The sequence below is a fragment of the Streptomyces sp. NPDC026377 genome, assembly GCF_055567715.1.
In genome coordinates, this window is record NZ_JBVHPV010000020.1 from 43,912 (window position 1) to 62,037 (window position 18,126).

Below are 18,126 nucleotides of genomic sequence, written 5' to 3' on the forward strand. Positions count from 1 at the left end.
CAACCGTGCAGCGATCCGCCTGAGCACGCGTCTGCAGGAGGGTCTGGAGGAGGCCACCCGCCGTCCGGACCGCGGCGACATCTCCACCACCACCGTCATCATCTGGGTCGCCGCCGTCACCGGCGCCGTCCTGATCGCGGGCACCATCGCCGTCGTAATCGCCAAGTACAACGGCAAGCTCAGCGGACTGTGATGTCTGCTCCCGAGCGGCTGAAGGACTGGTGGCAGGGTCGAAGATGGCGCGACGACCGCGGTGACACCGCCATCCAGATGGCGATCATCTTTCCGTTCGTGCTGCTCGCCACGGTTGCCGTGATCCAGGTCTCTATGTGGTACTACGCCCGGCAGATCGCCCTGACCGCGGCCCGCGAGGGCCTCACCGCGGCCCGCGCCTACCAGTCCAGCCCCGCCGCCGGTGCGGCCCAGGCACGAGACCTGCTGGGCCGCACCGCGGGGGACAGCCTGAGCGGCTACAGCGTCTCGGTCAGCAGCAACGGACAGCGGGTGCAGGTTCAGGTGTCCGGCACCGCCATGTCGATGATCCCTGGCGTTGCGGGTCTTCACGTCACCCAGTCCGCGTCCGGCCCCGTGGAGAGATGGACCGTTCCGGGAGGGTGAACCACGTGCGAAACACGGCCCGGTGGGCTCGCAGACTCCGCAGCGATGAGGGCAGCGCGGCGATCGAGGCCGCCATCGTCCTCCCTGCGCTGATCATGTTCATCTGTATGGCCATCGCCGGCGGCCGCATCGTCACCTCCGGAGCAAAGATCGACGCCGCGGCCGAGGACGCGGCACGGGAGGCCTCCATTCACCGCACCGCAGGGTCCGCGCAGAGCGCCGCGCAGGCGGCGGCCGCGCAGTCCCTGAATGACCAGGGCATCAAGTGCTCGTCCACCACGGTCACCATCAACACGGGTGGTCTTAGCGTGCCGGTGGGGCAGGTAGGGACGGTCACCGCGACCGTGACCTGCACGGTCAGCCTCTCCGATCTCTTGCTCCCGGGCGTGCCAGGAACCAGGACGCTCACGTCGACCGCCACCTCAGTAGTGGATCAGTACCGGCAGCGGGGGGATGGATGATCTTCCGCCAGAGGGGCCTGCGCGGAACGCTGTCGGAGGACCAGGGAGGCGTCACCGTGTTCGTCGCCGTGTGCGTCATCGCACTGATCGGGATCATCGGCGTCGCCGTCGACGGCGGCAGCAAAATGCGGGCCACGGAACGCGCCGACTACGTCGCCGGTGAAGCCGCGCGGGCAGGCGGGCAGGCCATCGACCCCGCCGAGGCCATCAACGGCACCGCGATCACGGTGAATCCGCAGGACGCGCAGGCCGCAGCCCAGGCGTACTTGCGCTCCGCTGGCGCCACCGGCACGGTCAGCATGTCCGGCGACGGCAAGACCCTCACCGTCGTCGTCACCAGCACCTACGACACGAAGTTTTTGTCGGTGGTTGGAATCGGCTCTCTGTCGGTGACCGGCCATGGCAAGGCCACCCTCCTGCATGGCGTCACCGCTCCCGAAGGAAACTGATGAGCACCACCCCCTCCCCCGCCGCAGCGGCCTGGAGCACCCTGGGCCAGCTCCTCAAAGCAGTCCTGAGCCTGGTGGTGCTGACCGCCGCTGTCGCCGGGCTGCCGCTGCTGCTGGCCTGGGTCACCCCGGTCATCTGGGCTTCCACCCACGACGACTTCGCGCACCTGCTGGACCGGCAGGACACGGGTGCGGCGTTCCTGCTGCTGCTCGTCGCGGTGGGCTGGATCGGGTGGGCCCAGTTCGCGTTCTGCGCCGTGCGCGAGCTGATCGCACAGATGCGGGGCCGGACCTGGCACGCCCCGCGAGGGCTCGGTGCCTCCCAGCGCGCCGCGGCTCTCCTGATCGGCAGCATCCTGGTGCTGCTGCCAACGAGTTCGGCTCTGGCCTCCGACGCCCAGGCCGCCCCGGCCGCCACGGCGTCCCCCATCTCGGGCCGGCCCCAGGCCCGGCATGACGCTGGGACCGAGCAGGATTCCAGGTCCTCGGCGAGCACCGCGGCGTTGAGTACGTCGTACACGGTGCGCGAGACACGGCCGGCGGAGAGCCTGTGGGGCATCGCTGAACGGGAGTTGGGTGACGGTGAGCGGTGGCGGGAGATCGCCGCCCTCAACGAGGGCCACACCATGGTCGACGGCACGACGTTCCGCGCGACCAGCTTTCTGCAACCCGGCTGGCAGTTGGAGATGCCCGACACGTCCACGGGAGGGGGAGGCCTTCGCACGCAGTTGGGTACGGCTGCGCCGGCTGGCGGCGAGAAGGGTGAGCACGTCGTCACGGTCCAGTCGGGCGACTACCTTTCGAAGATCGCAGAGAAGGAACTCGGCGACGCCGACGCATGGCCCGTTCTGTTCACGGCCAGCCGGGGCCAGGAACAGCCGCATGGTCTGCCCGCGATCACCGACCCGGACGTCATCTATGCGGGGCAGCAGGTCACCGTGCCCGGCGCCCAGCCCTCCCAGTCCTCCCAGGGCCGTGACCAGGGTGATGAGGCGGGCAGCCAGGAGACCACTCCCCCGACCAGCCAGAAGCCGGGCGCGGGCACTGAGCAGAGGCCCGCGCCGAGCCAGACCACCACGCCCGCACCCCAGTCGTTGGCCCCCAACGGACCGTCCAGTCGCCCTGCCGAGCAGCCCGGACAGGATCAGGCATCGCCGTCGGCAACGGCCTCTGCGACCCCGCGGCCCAGCACCAGCGAATCGGCCTCTGCCGCCTCGCCGTCGGCGTCGGCGTCGGCTGAAGCGTCCGGCTCCGCTGCTGCCTCCTCCCCCGCCGCCACGGCGTCTGAAAACCCGGCGACGGCTCCGGCCAGCAGCCCGTTGAACCTTCGTACCGTTCTGGGTGCCGGGGCGTTGCTGGCGGCCGCCATCACCGGTGCTCTCGCCCTGCGCCGTACGCTGCAGCGCCGCCGCCGTAAGCCCGGCGAGAAGATCGCCATCGCGTCGGAGACGTCTACGGCCGAGGCCCAGTTGGCGGCGGCAGCCGAGCCGGGCGGCGCTGCCCGCCTGGACGTGGCGCTGCGAACGCTGGCCCACCAGGCGGCCCAGGAGGAGGACGCGGTCCTGCCGCCGCTGCGGGCGGCGCGAATCGGAACCCGCACGGTGGAGGTATTGCCCGAGGATCTCACCGCGGACCCTGCGGCGCCCTTCGTGGCCGGGCAGGGCGGATGGTGGACCCTGCCCTCCGATGCCGTCCTCCTTGACCAGGACGCCGCCCGCGAGGTGCCAGCACCGTATCCGGGGCTGGTCACGATCGGCAGCACCGAGACGGGCGATCTCCTGCTGCTCAACCTCACCGGGCTGACCGCGCTGCTGCTGGACGGCAACCCCGTCCACATCACCGAGGTGTGCACCTCGCTCGCGCTGGAACTCGGCATGAGCCCGTGGGCCAGCGAACTGGAGGTGGTCACCATCGGGTTCGGTGAGGACTTGCCGCAGCTGCTGCCCACCGCGCGGATCGCCCACATGCGCCAGGCCGCGCATGCCCTGCGCGATCTGAGCGAACGGCTGCTGGAGGCGCACCAGATGCCAGAAACCGAGCATCAGCCGTATCTGCTGCTGTGTGCGTCTGCTCTGGACGCGGACCTCGCCTGGCAGTTCGCCGATGTCATCGACAAGGCGGGCATGGTGCCCGTCACTCTGGTCGCCCCCGCGAGTACGGCGGCCACGAACTTCCCCGAGGCAGAAATCCTCAACGCCTCCCTCCACGAACCGCAGAACCTCAACTACGCCGGCGTCGACATCACGGTGCAGCGCCTGGAGCACGCCGCCTACCTGCAGATCACCACGGCACTGAAGGTGTCCGGGCAGGCACCCCACCCGGCCGAGGGGCCCTGGCAAGACGTCCCGGACGAACCCGCCCACGTACAGCAGCCCGAGCAGACCGCACCCAAGGAGCCGGCGGCGGCCGCGGCCGCCGCCGTCCCGAGCGTTTCGCTGGCGGCGGCATCCGACGCGGGCAGCGGCATGTTCCCGGCGCTGCTGGCCGCGAGCGCCGATCCGTCCGGACTGCGGCTCCTAGCCACCGCCACGCCCGCAACTGCGGCTGGCGACGATCCCGGCCCGGGCACCGAGGCAGTGCCATCGCCCCCAGCTCCCCTTCCCCCGGCCGCGGCGGAGACCACTGCCGACGACGAGGCACCGGAGGCCGACGCCGCTGAGACCTCGCTCGAGGAACGCCAAGCGCCGGAGGCGGAGGAGTGCGAGGCGCATGACCTGCACGCGCCGGAGATCAGGGTGCTGGGCCCGGTTGAGGTGACCGGCGTGGACAGCACCGGCCACGGTCCGCGGATGGCGCAGCTCGCCGCATTGCTCTTCTTCCGGCCCGGCCGGAGTGCAGACGTACTGTGCTCCGACATGGACCCCGTCAGCCCCTGGTCGCCGAGCACCCTCAACGCCCGTTTGCAGGGTCTGCGTCGCTCCATGGGCAACGACCCCGCCGGCAACCCTTACGTGCCGCGCCGTAGTTCCGGTGAGGACCCATACCGGCTCGCCCCCGGGGTGCGCTGTGACTGGAGTCGCTTCCTGCAGCTCGTCGAACGGGCGCTGCCGTTGGGTCCCTCCGGCCTGATGGACCTGGAGAAGGCGCTGACACTCGTGCGCGGCAGGCCCTTCGGCGGCCGGCCCCTGCCGTGGGCTGAGCCCTACCAGCAGGAAATGGTCACGCGCATCATCGACGTGGCACACGCAGTGGCCACCTACCGCACGCCTGCGGGCCCGCATCACGACCTCAGTGTCGCGCGTCAGGCCGTCGCGACCGGTCTCGACGTAGACGACACGGCTGAGCTCCTGTATCGGGACTGGCTCAGGATCGAGTATGCGGCCGGGAACCGGCAGGGGCTGCACATGGCCGTCTCCCGCGTGCAGCTGGTCAACCGGGCGCTCGACTGCTCACTGGAGACGGAGACGACGCAGCTCATCAACGAGCTCCTCAACGGCTCGGGCACGGCCGTGCGCAAGGCCCTCTAGCCGGTGGTTCTGCGGATGCGCAGCCCGTCACTGCCCACCGGCGGCGACGTCGCGGACCGCGTACGCCAGGAGTTCCTTGATGGCTGCCTCGTTGGAGGCCGGAGGGCGTTCACGCCATTCCGTCAGCGTGTCACGGACGGTCTTCGCGACGGCCTTGGCGTGCTGCGCAAGAACGTTGTCGAGTGCCGCCGTGTCCCCGCTTGTGGTTCGGCCCGTGATGACGATGGGACCGGCCAGCGGGTACAGGGGCATACCGCGCCAGGCACTGGCCAGGGCCCATGCCGCCAGGTTCTGGGGAAATCCGAGCCTCACGCCGTCGCCGTGAATGTGCAGAACGGCCCGCCGGTGGTAGACCCCCTGGTCGACGGCGTCGGATCCGACGTGTTCCCGGATCGCGGTATGCGCACTGGCAGCGAGCAGATTCAGGTCCGTGACCGTGGCGTCCGGGTCGATGCGCAGGGCGTACATGGGTCCTCCTCGTCGGTTCACGGGTGGGCTGCGCAATGCGCAAGGGTGCGGTGCGCACGGCTGCGCAATGATCGCGATGTCTGCGCAATGCAGTGCTGACCTGGTGTTTCTTCTGAATGCACAGCCTGCTGGGCATGAACGGCAAACCGGGTAGCCAGTCGGCGCATGGTGACGGTCCTACTGGCGCGCTTCGGAATGGTGACCGATGAGTGCCTGCCAGCGGCGTTCGAAGTCGGCGGCATTCTCGGCGACGTAGTCGGCGGTGATGGGCTTGTTGTACTGCGCAGTGATCCCATGGGCTGCGCACTCCTGCGCAACGACATCGAAGGTCGGCTTGTCACTGCGCACCCGGTGCTCGGCCCAAAGGCTGTAGACCCGGAACGGCAGCAGGTAGCGCCGCAAGGTGGAAGCACTCACAGGCTTCCCGCCACGGCCGTAAAAGCCTTTGCGGGCCAGGAACTCGGACAGCTGCTCGGCCTTCTCCGGTTCAGCACCGGTTTCGGCCTGGTACTCCATCCACGCCAGGTAGTAGCGGTCGACGGTGGTGAGGGCGACAGGTCGCCCCGCGACAGCGTCTTCGTCCGGAGACTGGTCATCGATGGCGGCGCTCACCCGCGGGGTGCGTTGCTCCTTGGCGGCCTGGGCGCCCGCGCCTGCGGGCGCCACTTCGGGCTCCTCTTCAAACGGAGGGACCTCGTCGGCAGCCGGCTCGTCCGGGTCGGCGGCTGCATCTCCGGCGGCGGGTGCGTTGCTGCCGACCTCACGCTCCTCGAAGCTCGTTACGAAGGCTGCCAGGTCCTCGCCGGTGATCGGCTGGCCCCCCTCTCCGGTGATGGCGTCCCGCTCGTACACGTACGCGGCAAGAGCGGCGTCATTCGGATAGGTGCCGAACTCCTGCGCGTAGTTGCGCCAGGCGCTGTGGAAGTAGTCGTACCACTGGTCGGCTGGCTCCGCTCCGTCGCTTTCAGCGGGCTCGTGGTCAACGAGCGCATAGCGTTCCTGCAGGACCCTGAGCAGGGGCTGCACCTGGTCCTCGGAGAGCGGGGTCCCGGATCCCATGGAGATGCCGTAGGTGTCGCGGAGCCAGGCGGACCACTGCGTCGGGGACGGCTCGGCCCGGAACTGAGCGAGGAACGCCTGGTAGGCCTCGGCGAGCTGATCGGCCGCGTCCTCAGTCGATTCCCGCCGCTCGGCCGGGCGCATGGACACAGGGGCTGGGACGGTGTCCTGGACCGGCTTCGGGACTGCGCTCTCCAGCTCGGCCGCTCCCAGCTCCCGCGGCGCCGCGGTCTCGAGGACGGTGTCTGTTGCCGGGGCCGCTGCGGGGACCCGCTCGACGGTGAACTGGATCGGCGGCTCCTCGATGCCTGCGGCGGCGAGACCAGCGAGTGCGGTCTCGGCGAGCGGGACGCCGTACCGGGCGAGCCGCAACGGCATCAAGGCCTCGACGGGGGCCTTCCGCCGCCAGGCTCGGCCGAAACGGGAGCGGAGGCTGGCCTGGTAGACCAGACGCTCCTGCTCCAGCTTGATGACTTGTTCGTAGGAGCGGAGCTCCCACAGTTTCATGCGGCGCCAGAGCAGGAACGTGGGCACGGGCGAGAGGAGCCAGCGGGTGAGACGGACGCCATCCATGTGCTTGTCGGCGGTGATGTCGGCGATCCGGCCGATCGCGTGCCGCGCGGCCTCGACAGCAACGATGAACAAGGTCGGGATCACACCGTGCATGCCCACGCCCAGCGGGTCCGGCCAGGCAGCAGCTCCGTTGAAAGCGATCGTCGCCGCCGTCAGCAGCCATGCGGTCTGGCGTAGCAGCGGGAACGGAATCCGGAGCCACGTCAACAGGAGGTCTAGGGCGAGCAGGACACAGATACCCGCGTCGATGCCGATCGGGAAGACGTAGGAGAAGTTCCCGAAGCCCTTCTGGATGGCCAGCTCACGGACGGCCGCGTACGAGCCCGCGAAGCCGATACCGGCGATGACGACGGCGCCGGTGATGACCACGCCGATCAGGACCCGATGCGCTCGGGTCAGCTGGGGTATCTCGCTCTTCCCCGCAGCCACTTCCCACTCCCCTATCCAAGCCTCACAACTAAGCAGCTCTCACACTCCCACGGTGCGGGTCGGGTTGAGGCCTTTCGGGATCGGCTCTGGGCGGATCGTCCGCGAAGAGTGATCATTGAGGGCCATCTGCGGCGGTCTGCAGTAGGAGCTCGAGGTCTGTGCTGTCGGGCTTAGCCGACAACGGTGCGGCGCCTGTCCCCATGCGGAGGGGTCAGGCGCCGCGTGTGCACGCATTCCGTCGGAATAAGCTCATCGCTTCCGCGTGGAGTTAAGACGTTGGATGCCGAGGGCGTCTGCAACAGCAGCGATGTCCTGGAGTGCCTCGTTGCGGGGATCAAGGAATCGCAGCGGGCGCTGCGTGACGATGGTGTCCTTGAAGCGCTGCTTGCGGCGGATGATGGGCAGCAGCTTGGTGTTCCAGTCCGGATTGCTGCGGATGGCCTTGATGGCATCTTCTGCGACAGCTCCGCCGCTGCGACGGATGTTTCCTTGGGCGTCCAAGGGGATGTTGGTGGCGAGGATGTGCTGCACCTCGGTCTTGAAGCCGAAGCGGCGGAACTTGCGCGCCCCCTTGTCCAGGGTGTCTTCGAGGTCTTGCAGGCCGATGATGTACTTGAACTCGTCAGCGACGCATCCGATGACCTCAGGTCCGACCATAGCGATCGACAGCAGAAGAATGCCGAGTGTCGGACCGCAGTCGAAGAACAGGATGCTCCAGCGGCCTGGGGGCAGCTGCTCGTCCAGGACGTTCTGCAGCCACAGCACACCGGCAGGGTCGAGGCCAAGGTTGACTTCCGCATCCGCCATCTCAGGCGTCCCAAGGATGAGGTCAAGGTTGGGGATACGGCGGAACGCGTTGTTGTCTTCGCCTTCACCGATGCGGTAGCGGGCCGGCACGACGGCTTCCTCAAGCCGGTTCTTCCCCTGGAGGACATCGAAGATGGTCGGCTGGCCCTCGGGTGGGTCCTGGTAGCCGAGGATGTGGGACGCGGTGCGCTGGGGGTCGAAGTCGGCGACGGCTACGGAGTGCCCTCGCCCGGCCGCCTCAACGGCGAGGTTGATGACGTCCTGAGTCTTGCCAGCGCCACCGGCGATGACAGAGCAGGCGAAGATGCGGGGCTCTTCGGGTGCCTGGATGGTCCTAGAGGTTGGCAATGGTTCTCCTGAGGGTCGTGCTGGGGCGCCCTCGTATTCCGTCGGAATATCGCTGCCTCAGTAAGCGCGGTATTCCGACGGAATACGAGCCTGCCTCACTTGCCGCCGAGGCGGTCCTGTTCCCACTCGGTGGGCTGATAGTTGACGGCGGACTTGAGGTGGGCGAGGTAGTCACGGTCCTGGGCGTCCCAGGGGCGGCTGGTAAGCGAGGCGCGCTGTTCGGCGACGGCCAGGGCGACGGCCAGGGCCACGTGAGCGGTCAGCTTTGCTTCGCCGGATGCGGACACCTCCGCGAAGTATTTGTCCGGCTTCGCCGCATCAGGCCCAATGGGTTTGGCGCTTGAGCGGAGCCACTCGTGGGCCGTCTCCCGAGCGGCCTTGCTCGGGGCAGCGAGAAGGGCGGGGGCGAGGAGGCGCAGGGTCTCCCGGGGGTTCGAGGGCACACCCAATTCCAGGACGGTGCGACAGGCCTGCACTCGCAGTTGTGCCGCTTCGGCACTGGGATCGGGTTGTGGTTCGCTCTGCTCCTCGAGATTGGTCCGCTCAGTCTGCTGGTCGGAGGAGCCGAGTTCAGAGTTGCTTGGCCTGGTCTCTTCACGATTGGCACCCGTTGCCGGGGCTCCCTCAGGTTCTGGCTCGTCGGGGGAGTGCTTCTGCTGCTGCGGGACAGGGGGAGCCGGCTTGGTCTTGGCCTTGGAGGGTGTGGGCGGTGACAGAACCCTGGCGGCGGCGAAGGCGGCCTTGATGCCCTCCTCCTCCATGACCAGCCAGGCCCGTAGCATCTGCTCCCGAGTAGTGAGCCTATCGAGCAGGATCTCTGCTTCACTGACAGCGAGTCCGTCCATGACGGCCTTCTGTACTTCAGTGGGCAGCTTCAGGAGCTTGATCCGGCGCGAGATGTGAGGCTGCTTGCAACCCGTCTGGGCGGCAACCTCCGCTTGAAGCATCCCGTCGTCGAGCGCTCCTTGAAAGCCCAAGGCCTCTTCGATGGGGTTGAGGGGGATCCGCCGCATGTTCTCGGGCAGGCCAAGGAGTCGGGCCCTGGGGATTTTCGAGTTCGTGACTTTGCAGGGAGCAGTGTCGTGGCCGGCCCGGGCCAGCGAGATCGCCCTGTTGTGTCCGATCAGGGTGACGTAGTCCCCCGCCGGGACCGACCCCAGTCTGTCTTCCAGCTCGTCGAGCTTCTCCGGCTGCGTCTCAGCAAGGCGGGCACGCCAGTACTCGAGGAACCCTTCGACCTCAGCAACCGACAGGTCCTGCAGGACTCCGCCTTCTGCCTTGATCGATTCGGTGAGGTCGTCGATGTCCTCGTCCCGGTAGACGAGGCGGGGATTGAAGGGGTTGGGGTGGAGTTGCTCAAGGGAGATTTCGATGACCTCAACGGCATCTGGGTCGTCCCAGATGCTTCGGGTCTTCTTCTTCCTGCCGAAGGTCATCGTGGGCCCGGAGGCTCCAGCGGCCATGAGTGGTACTCCTGAGACGAAAGGGTGCTAACTGCAGGTGACCCTAGCGGGCTGGTGACCCGGTCCTCACCAACGGGGCGGTATTCCGTCGGAATATCCGAGACTTCGGAGCGATCCATACGCCCGCTTTGTTAGCTCTCGTCTCGTTGTGTCCTCGCGTCCAGCATGCTGCCGTGCATCGGCCTGGGAGGACTGATATTCCGTCGGAATACTCGACCGGATGACTTCCCTAGCGCTGGGCGCCAGCGACGGCCGCGCCGGAGTTCGGCTACGGCTCGCAGAGAGATCAACAAACACGAACGGCCCCGCACCCCGGACGTGTGTCCGGGGTGCGGGGCTCATGGTCACGGTCTATCGGCAGCCACAGGCGGCCGCCTGTGGCTGCCGCGGTTATCCGGCTTCCACGGAGCCGAGGAGGGGGGGGTGTACGCGATGCAGGCCCTCTTCCAGACGCGGGCGGCTTCTTCGTATCCGGTGTCCCACGCGCGGTTCGAGGCGTGGTCCGTCGGGCTGGCATCTGGTTCAGGTCAGCCGGGGGGCGTGTTGAGGACGCGGGGCAGGTGGGCGTGGAGGTGTTCGACCTCAACCGTCAGGCCTCGTTCGCGCAGGTTTCGCGCGAGGAGTTCGGTGAGGCCGCTGGCACGGTGGCGTCCACCCGCGCACCCGATGGCTATGTGTCGGGGCCCGGCGGGCAGCTGGGCGTAGGCGGTGAGGTTGTCGAGGAGCTCGCGGGCGCCGGGGGTGGCCAGGACGACGTCCTGCACGCGGGGGTTGAGGCCGTCGAGGTCCAGGATGTCGCGGGCGGCAGCCGGATCGCGGAGGCGGTCGCGGACGTCCTCGATGCGGTCGGCCTGTGGCGGGACCGGGCGGCCTTCCGCGTCCTGGTCGAGGTGGAGGTATCCGAACGACGTGAGTTTGATGCTGCGCTCAGACATGTGGAGCGTCCCTTCGCGGAGGTAGGGGATCAGCGGGCGGCCGGAAGCGGGAAGCGGGCCGCCCGCGCGAGCAGTTGGTGGCCTGTGCGGTGGAGGCGAGGAGCGTGGCCAGGACGCGGGGCTAGTCGGACGTTTCCAGCGGCCACAGCCGGATGGGCGTCTGGTCGACGATGGTGTCGATGAATGTCATCCGCCACCAGAGCAAGCCCGGCATGCCGTCCTGGCTCGGTGATGCCGTAGGCGCTGGCGCCGGTCCGGTGGGCGGCCGTGTTCAGTGCCAGTGCCCAGGCCTGTAAGGCTGTCCTGTCTTCGACCTGGATCAGGGCTGACGGTCCGAGGCCCTTCACGTCGGCGGCGGGCATCGACTTCGCGGAGAGGTTGGGGTGGGCGGCCAGTAGGGCGGCGGCCGCGTCGGAGGCCGGAGTGCTCGGGGTAGGAAGGTTGGTGGTCATGGTTCCTCTCGTTGCCATAGTTCGCGGCGGCCGTCGTCAGGTCGTGGCCGCCGGGGTGGCGGGGTCGGCCGACGGGGTGCTGGTGGCGGAGGAGGTCACCTGCCGGGCGCGTTGGGCGTCGAGTTCGGCGTGGCGATGCCGGAGCTGGTCCATGGCCGTGGGGTCGGTCAGGGCGGTGGTGATCAGGTCGCGCTGGTACTCCACTCCCTCGTAGATGCCGCGGTGGTAGCGGCAGGAGTCCTGGGCTTCGACGCAGGCCGGGCAGTCCTCCCAGTCCTGCGGGTCATACGGCGCGGTCTCCGGTCCGGGGAGTTCCCTCGTCTGAGGGATGGCGGCGGGGGAGCGGATGGTGAACAAGTCCTCACGCCAGGTGTCCGGCATGGCGCGGAGGAAGTCGGCCAGGGCAGCCGCGATCTGCGGGTAGTGGTCGTAGAGCGATGCCCAGATCCGGCCGGCTTCGTCGGCCGGATCGGTCTTGGGGGATAGCTCGTAGGCCTCGCGGGCGTAGGCGCGGATCTTCTCGCGGCGCTCCTCCCAGCCGGTGGTGTCGATGCCGGCTTCTCCAGCTGCGCCCAGGATGCGGGCGTCGTTGAGGAACTCCGAGGCCAGTAAGGACTTAGCGAGGCTTTCGGCTGCACCGGGGTCGCTGCGGGTGAGTGCGGCGAGCGCCTGGTCGGTGAGGTAGGCGCTGTCGCGGGTCCAGATGTCGGCGTTGGTGTAGGCGGTGGAGAGCATGCGGGTGCGCAAGCGGGTGAGCTGGGGGGTGCTGTCCGTCATGGAGAGGCCCTCCTTGGGGCTGTCTGGTGGGCTGTGCTCAGGGGATGGGCGTCTCTGTTACCGGGCCGTGCTCGGCTACGAGGACCCGCCACCGGATCCACTGTGCTCCGGTACGGGTCCACCGGGTGGGGCCGCGGGTCCACAGACGGCCGTGCCGGTCGAGGACCGCTTGTACATGGGCGGGTGCTTGGAACGAGCCGGGCCCGTTGGGCCGCCAGGTGCGGGCGTCTGTCGTGCTGCTCACTGGAAGCCACGGTGGTGGTGGGGGCAACGATCCGGGCGGCTTCCGCGCGCCATGCCTCGCAGTCGCAGAACACCGACCGTTGGGGGTGTACGAGGGTGGCCGCGCGGCGGCGGCGCCGTTGGGGAGGCATTCACGTGGTGGTCCTTTCGGGGTGTGCGGCCAGTTCCAGGAGAACGGTCGCGTGGCAGTGGTCGGGCTCGCCTGCGCTGGGCAGTGGGCAGGTGCAGGCCAGGTCACGGCCCTGCAGGCGGCTCAGTCCGGTGAGGATGCGGCGCCAGTCGAACTTCCTTCGGCCGACGGCGTAGGTGTCGGGGCCCTCGCCGTGCAGCCAGGCCCGGTAGCAGGTGCTGGCGTGCTCGCGGGCGACAGCGGGTGCGCCCAGTTCCCGGGCGGTGCCGTCCAGTGCGATGACGGGGCTGTTTTAGACGCGCCAGGGGTTTCGTAGCGGCTGCTTCGGTCGACGATCATCGCGCTTCCGGCGCGCCAATTTTTTGTGCGCTTGCGCTGGGTGCGAGTTGGCTTGGTGCCCACCTGGGGGGGGTTGGACATGGCCCTCCTTCGCGGTGTTGTGGTCCGGTTTGGAGGAGAGGCAGCCGGGGCGGCCGGGCTCGGTGGCCGGCGGCCGCCCCGGGCCGTATTGGGGTGCGCTGGTCAGAGCGTGCGCGTGTTCCCCGTCCTGGTCGGCCAGGTGCGGCGGAGCCAGCTCCGCATTCGGTGCAAGCGCGCCGACCGCCTCGTGGGCGGAGGCGGCTCCACGGGGGCGGCCTCCTCGGGGTGGGTATCGGTGGCTGCGGAGGTTGCGCGCCGTCGGTGGGCGGCAATGAGATCGCCGAGAGCGCTGGGATCGTCGGTGGAGGCGACCCATTCTCCGGAGGTGTGCCAGAGGCTGGTGAGGCAGGCGTCGGGGTCGTTCCACGTCTGGTAGTCGCCGTAGCGCTCGACGTACCCGTACTCGGACAGGGCCACGGGGCCCAGCTCCTCCTCGCAGTCGACGTGGCTGAGGTCGACGCCGTTCTCGAGCACGTGGATGGCGCTGACCTGCAGCCGTATTCCGTCCCCGGGGTCGCGGGGCAGCTGGAGGTGGCCGCTGACGCGGAGCAGGTCGCTGGCTCCCAGGTCTGTCACGACGGCGTGCGCCAACCCGGGCTCGGTGACCGTGCAGGGCATGACGAGCTCGTCGATGCGGTCTTCGGTGGGTGAGACGACCAGTTGGAACCGGGCTGTCTCACCGGACAGGCCGTCGGGGAGGGACTCGTCATCGAGATAGCCCTCCAGGACGATCAGGCCGCCGGTTTCCCCGGGAGGAGGGGCAGGTAGGGGCGCGTTCACCGCACGGCCCTCCGTACTTGCCGGCCGCGGGGACGCAGCGCGCGGGGGAGTGCGCTTAGCGTCCTGCGGCGCCGGGCGTGCTCGCGGGCGTGGGCTCGCCCGTAGGCGTGCGCGCAGGAGGTGCAGGCTTCTTCTCCGCGGGCTTCATGGCAGTTATGGCCCTCGACCGTTCCATGCGGGGCGGTGATGCCGTGCAGGGCGGCGAGGCGATAGAGGTCATGGGGGTCGGCGCCGGTGCGGACGGCGATGGTGCGCTGCGTGTAGCCGTCGCGGAGCAAGGTCAGGGCGACGGCCTGCGAGGCGGTCAGTGCCTGCCGCGGACTGGGGATGACGGAAGCCGCCATGGTGGAGTCCTTTTCAACGGGGTACGGAAGAGGGCTGTCAGCTGGGCGCAGCAAGGTGGCGGGTGCCGGTACCGACGAGACGCAGCGCCAGCCGTGGGGCTGCGGGGAGCCTGGGGGCAGACAGTTCGAAGTCGGCGGTGTGGACCACCAGGCGCAGGTCGCTGGTGTAGGTGTCGGGCAGGGCAAGGTGGCCGCAGACCTTCAGCGGGGCTCCGGGCTGCAGTGTGGCGAGGTCCGCAGCGGCCGCGGGGTCGGCCAGCACGCAGGGCAGCACCGCCTCGCGCACTTCGTGATCGTGCCCAGCGGGGGCGCAGTTGCGGTCTTCGGGCGCGTACGTGAGCCGGAAGTAGGCCTGCCCGTCGACGAGCACGGCAGGGTCCGGCGAGCGTCCCGCTCAGGGTCATCGGGTGGGTGTGCACAGACATGCTGAAGTCCTTCCGGGCCGTGCGGTGGGTGCGGGCGCGGCCGGGGAAGAGGCAGCGGAGGTGGTGCACGTGGTGGGTTCCTTGCGGAGATGAGCTGCGAGGCAGGCACAGTTCGGGGGGAGCGCTGCTGCGACGCGGTGGCGCAGGGCGTCGTCCGGCACCCAGATGCGTTGGCGTCCCTTCACGTGGGTTACGGGGGCGGCCAGTTGGATGACGTCGGTGAGCTCCCAGTGCCAGGTGCTGTCGCGGTCAGCCCACGTGCTGCACCGTCCCTGGCAGTCGGTGTGCGCGTGGGAGATGCGGGCGACGGCTACTACGGTTCCCCTGGGCAGTTCCAGGTCTTGGGACACGTGGCTCAGGGCCGCACGGTCGGTGTTGAGGCCGGCGTGGACGAGGATGAGTCCGCCCTGGTAGGTGGGTGCCCAGCTGCGGTTTTCGATGTCCTTGGCGACGGCGGCCACTGCCGAGGCGTAGGGCTGCCAGAGTGTCAGGGCGCGTACCGGGTACGCCTCACTGATCACGGGTTTCATACCGCGGCCCTAGCTTCCTGTGCCGGGGAGCTGATGGTCACGGTGGTGGCCGTGGGGCTGGCGGCGCGGCGGTGGGCGCGGCGGCCGCTGCGCCCGCGCGACTTTTTGATCGCGTACATGGCGGCGTCGGCGGCTTCGAGGACGGTCGAGGCCGACGGCTGCTGCACCTCGGCGACTCGTACTGCGCCGATGGAGGCAGTGACCTTGAGCGGGCCTCCTGGCCAGGGCACTGGCCTGGCCAGCTCGTGGGCCAGGCCGTCGACGAAGGCCTTCAGGTCCTGGACGCTGATCGCGGCGACGAACTCATCCCCGCCGAGGCGGGCGCAGACGCCGCGGGGCCCGCCGTTCTGCGTGACGAAGTCGTCCAGCCGGGCGCCCTCGGCCGCGAGCACCGTGTCCCCGGCACTGTGACCGAAGTCGTCGTTGACGGGCTTGAAGCCGTCGAGGTCGAGAAGAAGCACATGGGTGATGCGCCTCTGGCGGATCAGTCGTTCGGTGCGGTGCATCCAGGGGCGTCGCGTCCACAGGCCAGTGAGAAGGTCCCGTCGTTCGGCGCGGAGCTTGCGGACGAGCAGGCTGGCGTGGAGGGCCCATCCGGCTGCCGGGAGCGCGGCGGTGAGCACGATCTCGTTCACGGCTGCCCCGTTTCGGTGCCGGTGACGGGGCGGACGACGACGAACTGGTCGTCGGGGAGGGACTGGTGGACGTGAGCGTCGACGCCGAGAATCGCGGCCTCGGCATCTGCCTTGGCCAGGGCTCGGGGCTGGTCGGTGCCGATGGAGTAGAGGCGCTCGCCGGGGCGGCCCGCACAGGTCGGGCAGCCCGGTGCCAGCGAAGTGGTTGCGGGCTGGGTTAAGGCTGTGGTCATCTCGAAGTGCCTCCGTTACGGGGGTTGGTGGGGCGCGTCCGGTGGTTGCAGGCCGAGGGCGCGCCCCGCACGCATGTGGGGGCAGGGTGTCGGCGGCATGGGCGCGGTTAGGAGTGCGTCGGCTTGAGGTGGGCCGCCGTGCGGTTTCAGGGCGCCGGCCGTCGGAGCAAGCGTGGTGTGGCCTTGAGAGGCGCTGCTCGTGGCGTTCCGAGGCCGGTTCAGACAGGCACTTCAGGTCGACCGCGTCCTCTGGGGCCGCGGTCAGCCACCGTCCGTGCTGTTTGACCACCGGTGCCCGTTAGGGCACATGAAGGCGTGGTCGCCGGAGGTCGGCCGAGCAGGCCTCGCACAGGAAGCGGCACACTGCGGCGAAGGGGTCGGTCGTGCCGGTCCCAAGCTCGGCCAGACAACCGCAGTTGTCGCAGACGAGGCCGATGAGCTTGCGGAGTTCGTCGAGCTGGCTGGCGAACGCGGCGCGCTCGTCGGGGGGCATGGCGGCGACGATCCGCTGAGCGTCGTTCCGGTCGCCGGCGAGTACGGCATACACGGCTGCCGTCTCCGGGGCAGCGGCGGTCGCCGTGGCGTCGGTCGGGGGGCGGCAGGTCTGCGGCTGGAGGTCGCGGTCGTTGACTTCGGTCGGCCGGGGGTCGGGGGGCGCCAGCGTTGCGGGCGTCTCGTACGGGGCGGTGATCTTGACGAGGGCGGCTCGGATGCGGTCGGCGTTGCCCAGGACGAAGGAGCGCTGCTGCTCGGGCGTGCTGCCGTTCAGGTGTGCGGTGGTCTCGTCCGCGGGTGGGCCAGCCGTCTCGGCCAGGTGCTCCAGGTGAAACGTCGCCAGGACCAGCTCGCTGATCATCGGCGTTTGCGTGGCCCGGGTGCTGGGGACCACTGCCTCGGCGGACTCGGGTGCCTCCGTGCGGCTGTGGGTGATGTCCATGGTCGTCATGGGTGCTGCTCCTCCGTGTCGGTCGGAGCCCGTCTGCCGGGCCTCTGCACTGCCCCGGCCCGCGCGGGGCGGGGCGGCACAGGGGGCCGGCAGGTCAGGCGCTAACCGGCTCGTCCCGGACCTCGCGGTTGAGGTGCTGCTCCAGGAGGTCACGCACCTGGTCCATGGATGTGACGGGGACCGGCTCGTCCTTGGTCTCCGGGGCGACGAAGGCATATTCGTGGGTCTCGAACTTGCCGTCCTCGTTCTTGCGGTAGTGCACGTAGGCGCCTTCGGTGAGGGGGAACAGGGCGCTGGTGCCGTCGATGCCCACCCACAACTTGGCTTCGTTCAGGAGGTGCCCGGCGGGGTCGATCTTCCCGGAGTACATCGCGGCCTCGTGGGCGCCACCGGCCCGGGCGCCCTCGGTCAGGCGGTCGATGAGTTCCTCGGCGTCGGTGGGCAAGTCGTCGTCCGTCTCCTGTGTGTCCAGTCCGTAGGCCGGGGAGGTCGAGCTGCGGGTGAGGGCGTGCAGCGGCGACATGAACGAGTCGAGGAGCTCGTTGCCCCCGAAGGTGAAGACGATGGCGGTGAGGCCTGCGCAGAAGGCGGCCCAGGTCGGCGTAGTGCTGCCGGGCCAGCCGTCGACTCCGGCGGCGGTCAGCAGGGCCGGCGCGTTGTAGCCCAGTACGCCGCCGGTTCCGGCGGCGGCCAGCATGGCGACGTTTTCGAAGCCGGCCATGGCGATGGCGGCGGTGGTGCGCATGGTCTTGCCCATGGGGTTCTCCTCCTTGGGGAGTCCGGGAGCGGGGTGCAAAAGCGGGAGGCCGCCGGATCCGGGATCAGGCGGCCTGCGGAAGGGGGCAGAACAGCCGGTGGTGCGTGTCGCGTTGACCAGTGACGGTCACGTGTTCGTTCTGAGATCCGATGAGGTTGTCTGCTGCATTGCCGTCCGAGGCGAGCGCGGGCGTGAAGTCCATGGGGGGCACCTCACCCGTCGGCCCCGACCAGGACGGCGACCATCAGCCCCGACCACCGGTCACGATGAGGCAACGTGTTGTCGGAGCTGTCGTGGTCGGGGTGTTGGTCGGGCCGACCATGACGGGCCCGGGCGCTGAAGTGCCCGGCCCGAGTTGTGATCGCACCCTGTACCGC

At 69.2% G+C, this 18,126-nt stretch carries 22 protein-coding genes; 5 read left to right on the forward strand and 17 right to left on the reverse strand.

Annotated features, from left to right (window positions below):
• The first annotated feature begins 13 nt into the window (after positions 1–13).
• From ACZ4MU_RS30485 to ACZ4MU_RS30505, 5 genes are read left to right on the forward strand one after another with little or no spacing between them, the layout of a single operon-like run.
• Positions 14–193 carry a hypothetical protein gene (locus ACZ4MU_RS30485; RefSeq protein WP_467882844.1) on the forward strand — a complete coding sequence of 60 codons (180 nt, stop codon included), beginning with the start codon at positions 14–16 and terminating at the stop codon, positions 191–193.
• The gene (locus tag ACZ4MU_RS30490) at positions 193–618 is read left to right on the forward strand and encodes a TadE/TadG family type IV pilus assembly protein (protein WP_467882681.1); all 426 of its coding nucleotides are present in this window, start codon (positions 193–195) and stop codon (positions 616–618) included. The genes ACZ4MU_RS30485 and ACZ4MU_RS30490 overlap by 1 nt, the downstream gene beginning before the upstream one ends.
• On the forward strand, positions 597–1,079 hold the full coding sequence (locus ACZ4MU_RS30495; protein WP_467882683.1) for a TadE/TadG family type IV pilus assembly protein: 483 nt from the start codon (positions 597–599) through the stop codon (positions 1,077–1,079). Before ACZ4MU_RS30490 ends, ACZ4MU_RS30495 begins: the two co-directional genes overlap by 22 nt.
• Entirely contained in the window at positions 1,076–1,528 is a 453-nt protein-coding gene (locus tag ACZ4MU_RS30500; RefSeq protein WP_467882686.1) for a TadE/TadG family type IV pilus assembly protein, read from the forward strand. The genes ACZ4MU_RS30495 and ACZ4MU_RS30500 overlap by 4 nt, the downstream gene beginning before the upstream one ends.
• The gene (locus tag ACZ4MU_RS30505; protein WP_467882689.1) at positions 1,528–4,995 is read left to right on the forward strand and encodes a LysM peptidoglycan-binding domain-containing protein; all 3,468 of its coding nucleotides are present in this window, start codon (positions 1,528–1,530) and stop codon (positions 4,993–4,995) included. Before ACZ4MU_RS30500 ends, ACZ4MU_RS30505 begins: the two co-directional genes overlap by 1 nt.
• A gap of 27 nt (positions 4,996–5,022) precedes the next feature.
• On the opposite strand, the gene ACZ4MU_RS30510 is transcribed toward ACZ4MU_RS30505, so the two are convergent.
• The 17 genes from ACZ4MU_RS30510 to ACZ4MU_RS30590 form a co-directional block, all read right to left on the reverse strand.
• The gene (locus tag ACZ4MU_RS30510; RefSeq protein WP_467882692.1) at positions 5,023–5,463 is read right to left on the reverse strand and encodes a hypothetical protein; all 441 of its coding nucleotides are present in this window, start codon (positions 5,461–5,463) and stop codon (positions 5,023–5,025) included.
• A 177-nt stretch (positions 5,464–5,640) separates the two neighbouring features.
• Complete coding sequence (locus ACZ4MU_RS30515; protein ID WP_467882694.1) at positions 5,641–7,524, reverse strand: DUF2637 domain-containing protein; 1,884 nt, start codon at positions 7,522–7,524, stop codon at positions 5,641–5,643.
• A gap of 249 nt (positions 7,525–7,773) precedes the next feature.
• A complete protein-coding gene (locus tag ACZ4MU_RS30520; protein WP_467882697.1) occupies positions 7,774–8,679 on the reverse strand; it encodes a ParA family protein in 906 nt (301 codons plus the stop codon).
• A 95-nt stretch (positions 8,680–8,774) separates the two neighbouring features.
• Positions 8,775–10,142: a ParB/RepB/Spo0J family partition protein gene (locus tag ACZ4MU_RS30525; protein WP_467882698.1), complete on the reverse strand. Its 1,368-nt coding sequence runs from the start codon at positions 10,140–10,142 to the stop codon at positions 8,775–8,777.
• Positions 10,143–10,669: 527 nt separating this feature from the next.
• Complete coding sequence (locus ACZ4MU_RS30530) at positions 10,670–11,077, reverse strand: RapZ C-terminal domain-containing protein (protein ID WP_467882700.1); 408 nt, start codon at positions 11,075–11,077, stop codon at positions 10,670–10,672.
• A gap of 29 nt (positions 11,078–11,106) precedes the next feature.
• A complete protein-coding gene (locus tag ACZ4MU_RS30535; RefSeq protein WP_467882702.1) occupies positions 11,107–11,529 on the reverse strand; it encodes a hypothetical protein in 423 nt (140 codons plus the stop codon).
• 36 nt (positions 11,530–11,565) lie between these two features.
• Positions 11,566–12,306, reverse strand: a complete 741-nt coding sequence (locus ACZ4MU_RS30540; RefSeq protein ID WP_467882704.1) for a hypothetical protein — start codon at positions 12,304–12,306, stop codon at positions 11,566–11,568.
• Between the two features lie 374 nt (positions 12,307–12,680).
• Complete coding sequence (locus ACZ4MU_RS30545) at positions 12,681–12,959, reverse strand: DUF4326 domain-containing protein (protein ID WP_467882845.1); 279 nt, start codon at positions 12,957–12,959, stop codon at positions 12,681–12,683.
• Positions 12,960–13,201: 242 nt separating this feature from the next.
• A complete protein-coding gene (locus ACZ4MU_RS30550) occupies positions 13,202–13,879 on the reverse strand; it encodes a hypothetical protein (RefSeq protein WP_467882707.1) in 678 nt (225 codons plus the stop codon).
• The gene (locus ACZ4MU_RS30555) at positions 13,876–14,223 is read right to left on the reverse strand and encodes a hypothetical protein (RefSeq protein WP_467882709.1); all 348 of its coding nucleotides are present in this window, start codon (positions 14,221–14,223) and stop codon (positions 13,876–13,878) included. Before ACZ4MU_RS30555 ends, ACZ4MU_RS30550 begins: the two co-directional genes overlap by 4 nt.
• 37 nt (positions 14,224–14,260) lie before the next feature.
• A complete protein-coding gene (locus tag ACZ4MU_RS30560; protein ID WP_467882710.1) occupies positions 14,261–14,509 on the reverse strand; it encodes a hypothetical protein in 249 nt (82 codons plus the stop codon).
• 114 nt (positions 14,510–14,623) lie between these two features.
• Positions 14,624–15,178: an ASCH domain-containing protein gene (locus tag ACZ4MU_RS30565; RefSeq protein ID WP_467882712.1), complete on the reverse strand. Its 555-nt coding sequence runs from the start codon at positions 15,176–15,178 to the stop codon at positions 14,624–14,626.
• Positions 15,175–15,813 (reverse strand): GGDEF domain-containing protein, encoded by a 639-nt coding sequence (locus tag ACZ4MU_RS30570; RefSeq protein WP_467882714.1) that lies wholly within the window; start codon positions 15,811–15,813, stop codon positions 15,175–15,177. Before ACZ4MU_RS30570 ends, ACZ4MU_RS30565 begins: the two co-directional genes overlap by 4 nt.
• On the reverse strand, positions 15,810–16,046 hold the full coding sequence (locus ACZ4MU_RS30575) for a hypothetical protein (protein WP_467882717.1): 237 nt from the start codon (positions 16,044–16,046) through the stop codon (positions 15,810–15,812). The genes ACZ4MU_RS30570 and ACZ4MU_RS30575 overlap by 4 nt, the downstream gene beginning before the upstream one ends.
• 298 nt (positions 16,047–16,344) lie before the next feature.
• The gene (locus ACZ4MU_RS30580) at positions 16,345–16,992 is read right to left on the reverse strand and encodes a hypothetical protein (RefSeq protein WP_467882719.1); all 648 of its coding nucleotides are present in this window, start codon (positions 16,990–16,992) and stop codon (positions 16,345–16,347) included.
• A gap of 94 nt (positions 16,993–17,086) precedes the next feature.
• Positions 17,087–17,749 (reverse strand): hypothetical protein, encoded by a 663-nt coding sequence (locus tag ACZ4MU_RS30585; RefSeq protein WP_467882721.1) that lies wholly within the window; start codon positions 17,747–17,749, stop codon positions 17,087–17,089.
• Between the two features lie 64 nt (positions 17,750–17,813).
• Positions 17,814–17,951 (reverse strand): hypothetical protein, encoded by a 138-nt coding sequence (locus tag ACZ4MU_RS30590; protein WP_467882722.1) that lies wholly within the window; start codon positions 17,949–17,951, stop codon positions 17,814–17,816.
• Positions 17,952–18,126 lie beyond the last annotated feature (175 nt).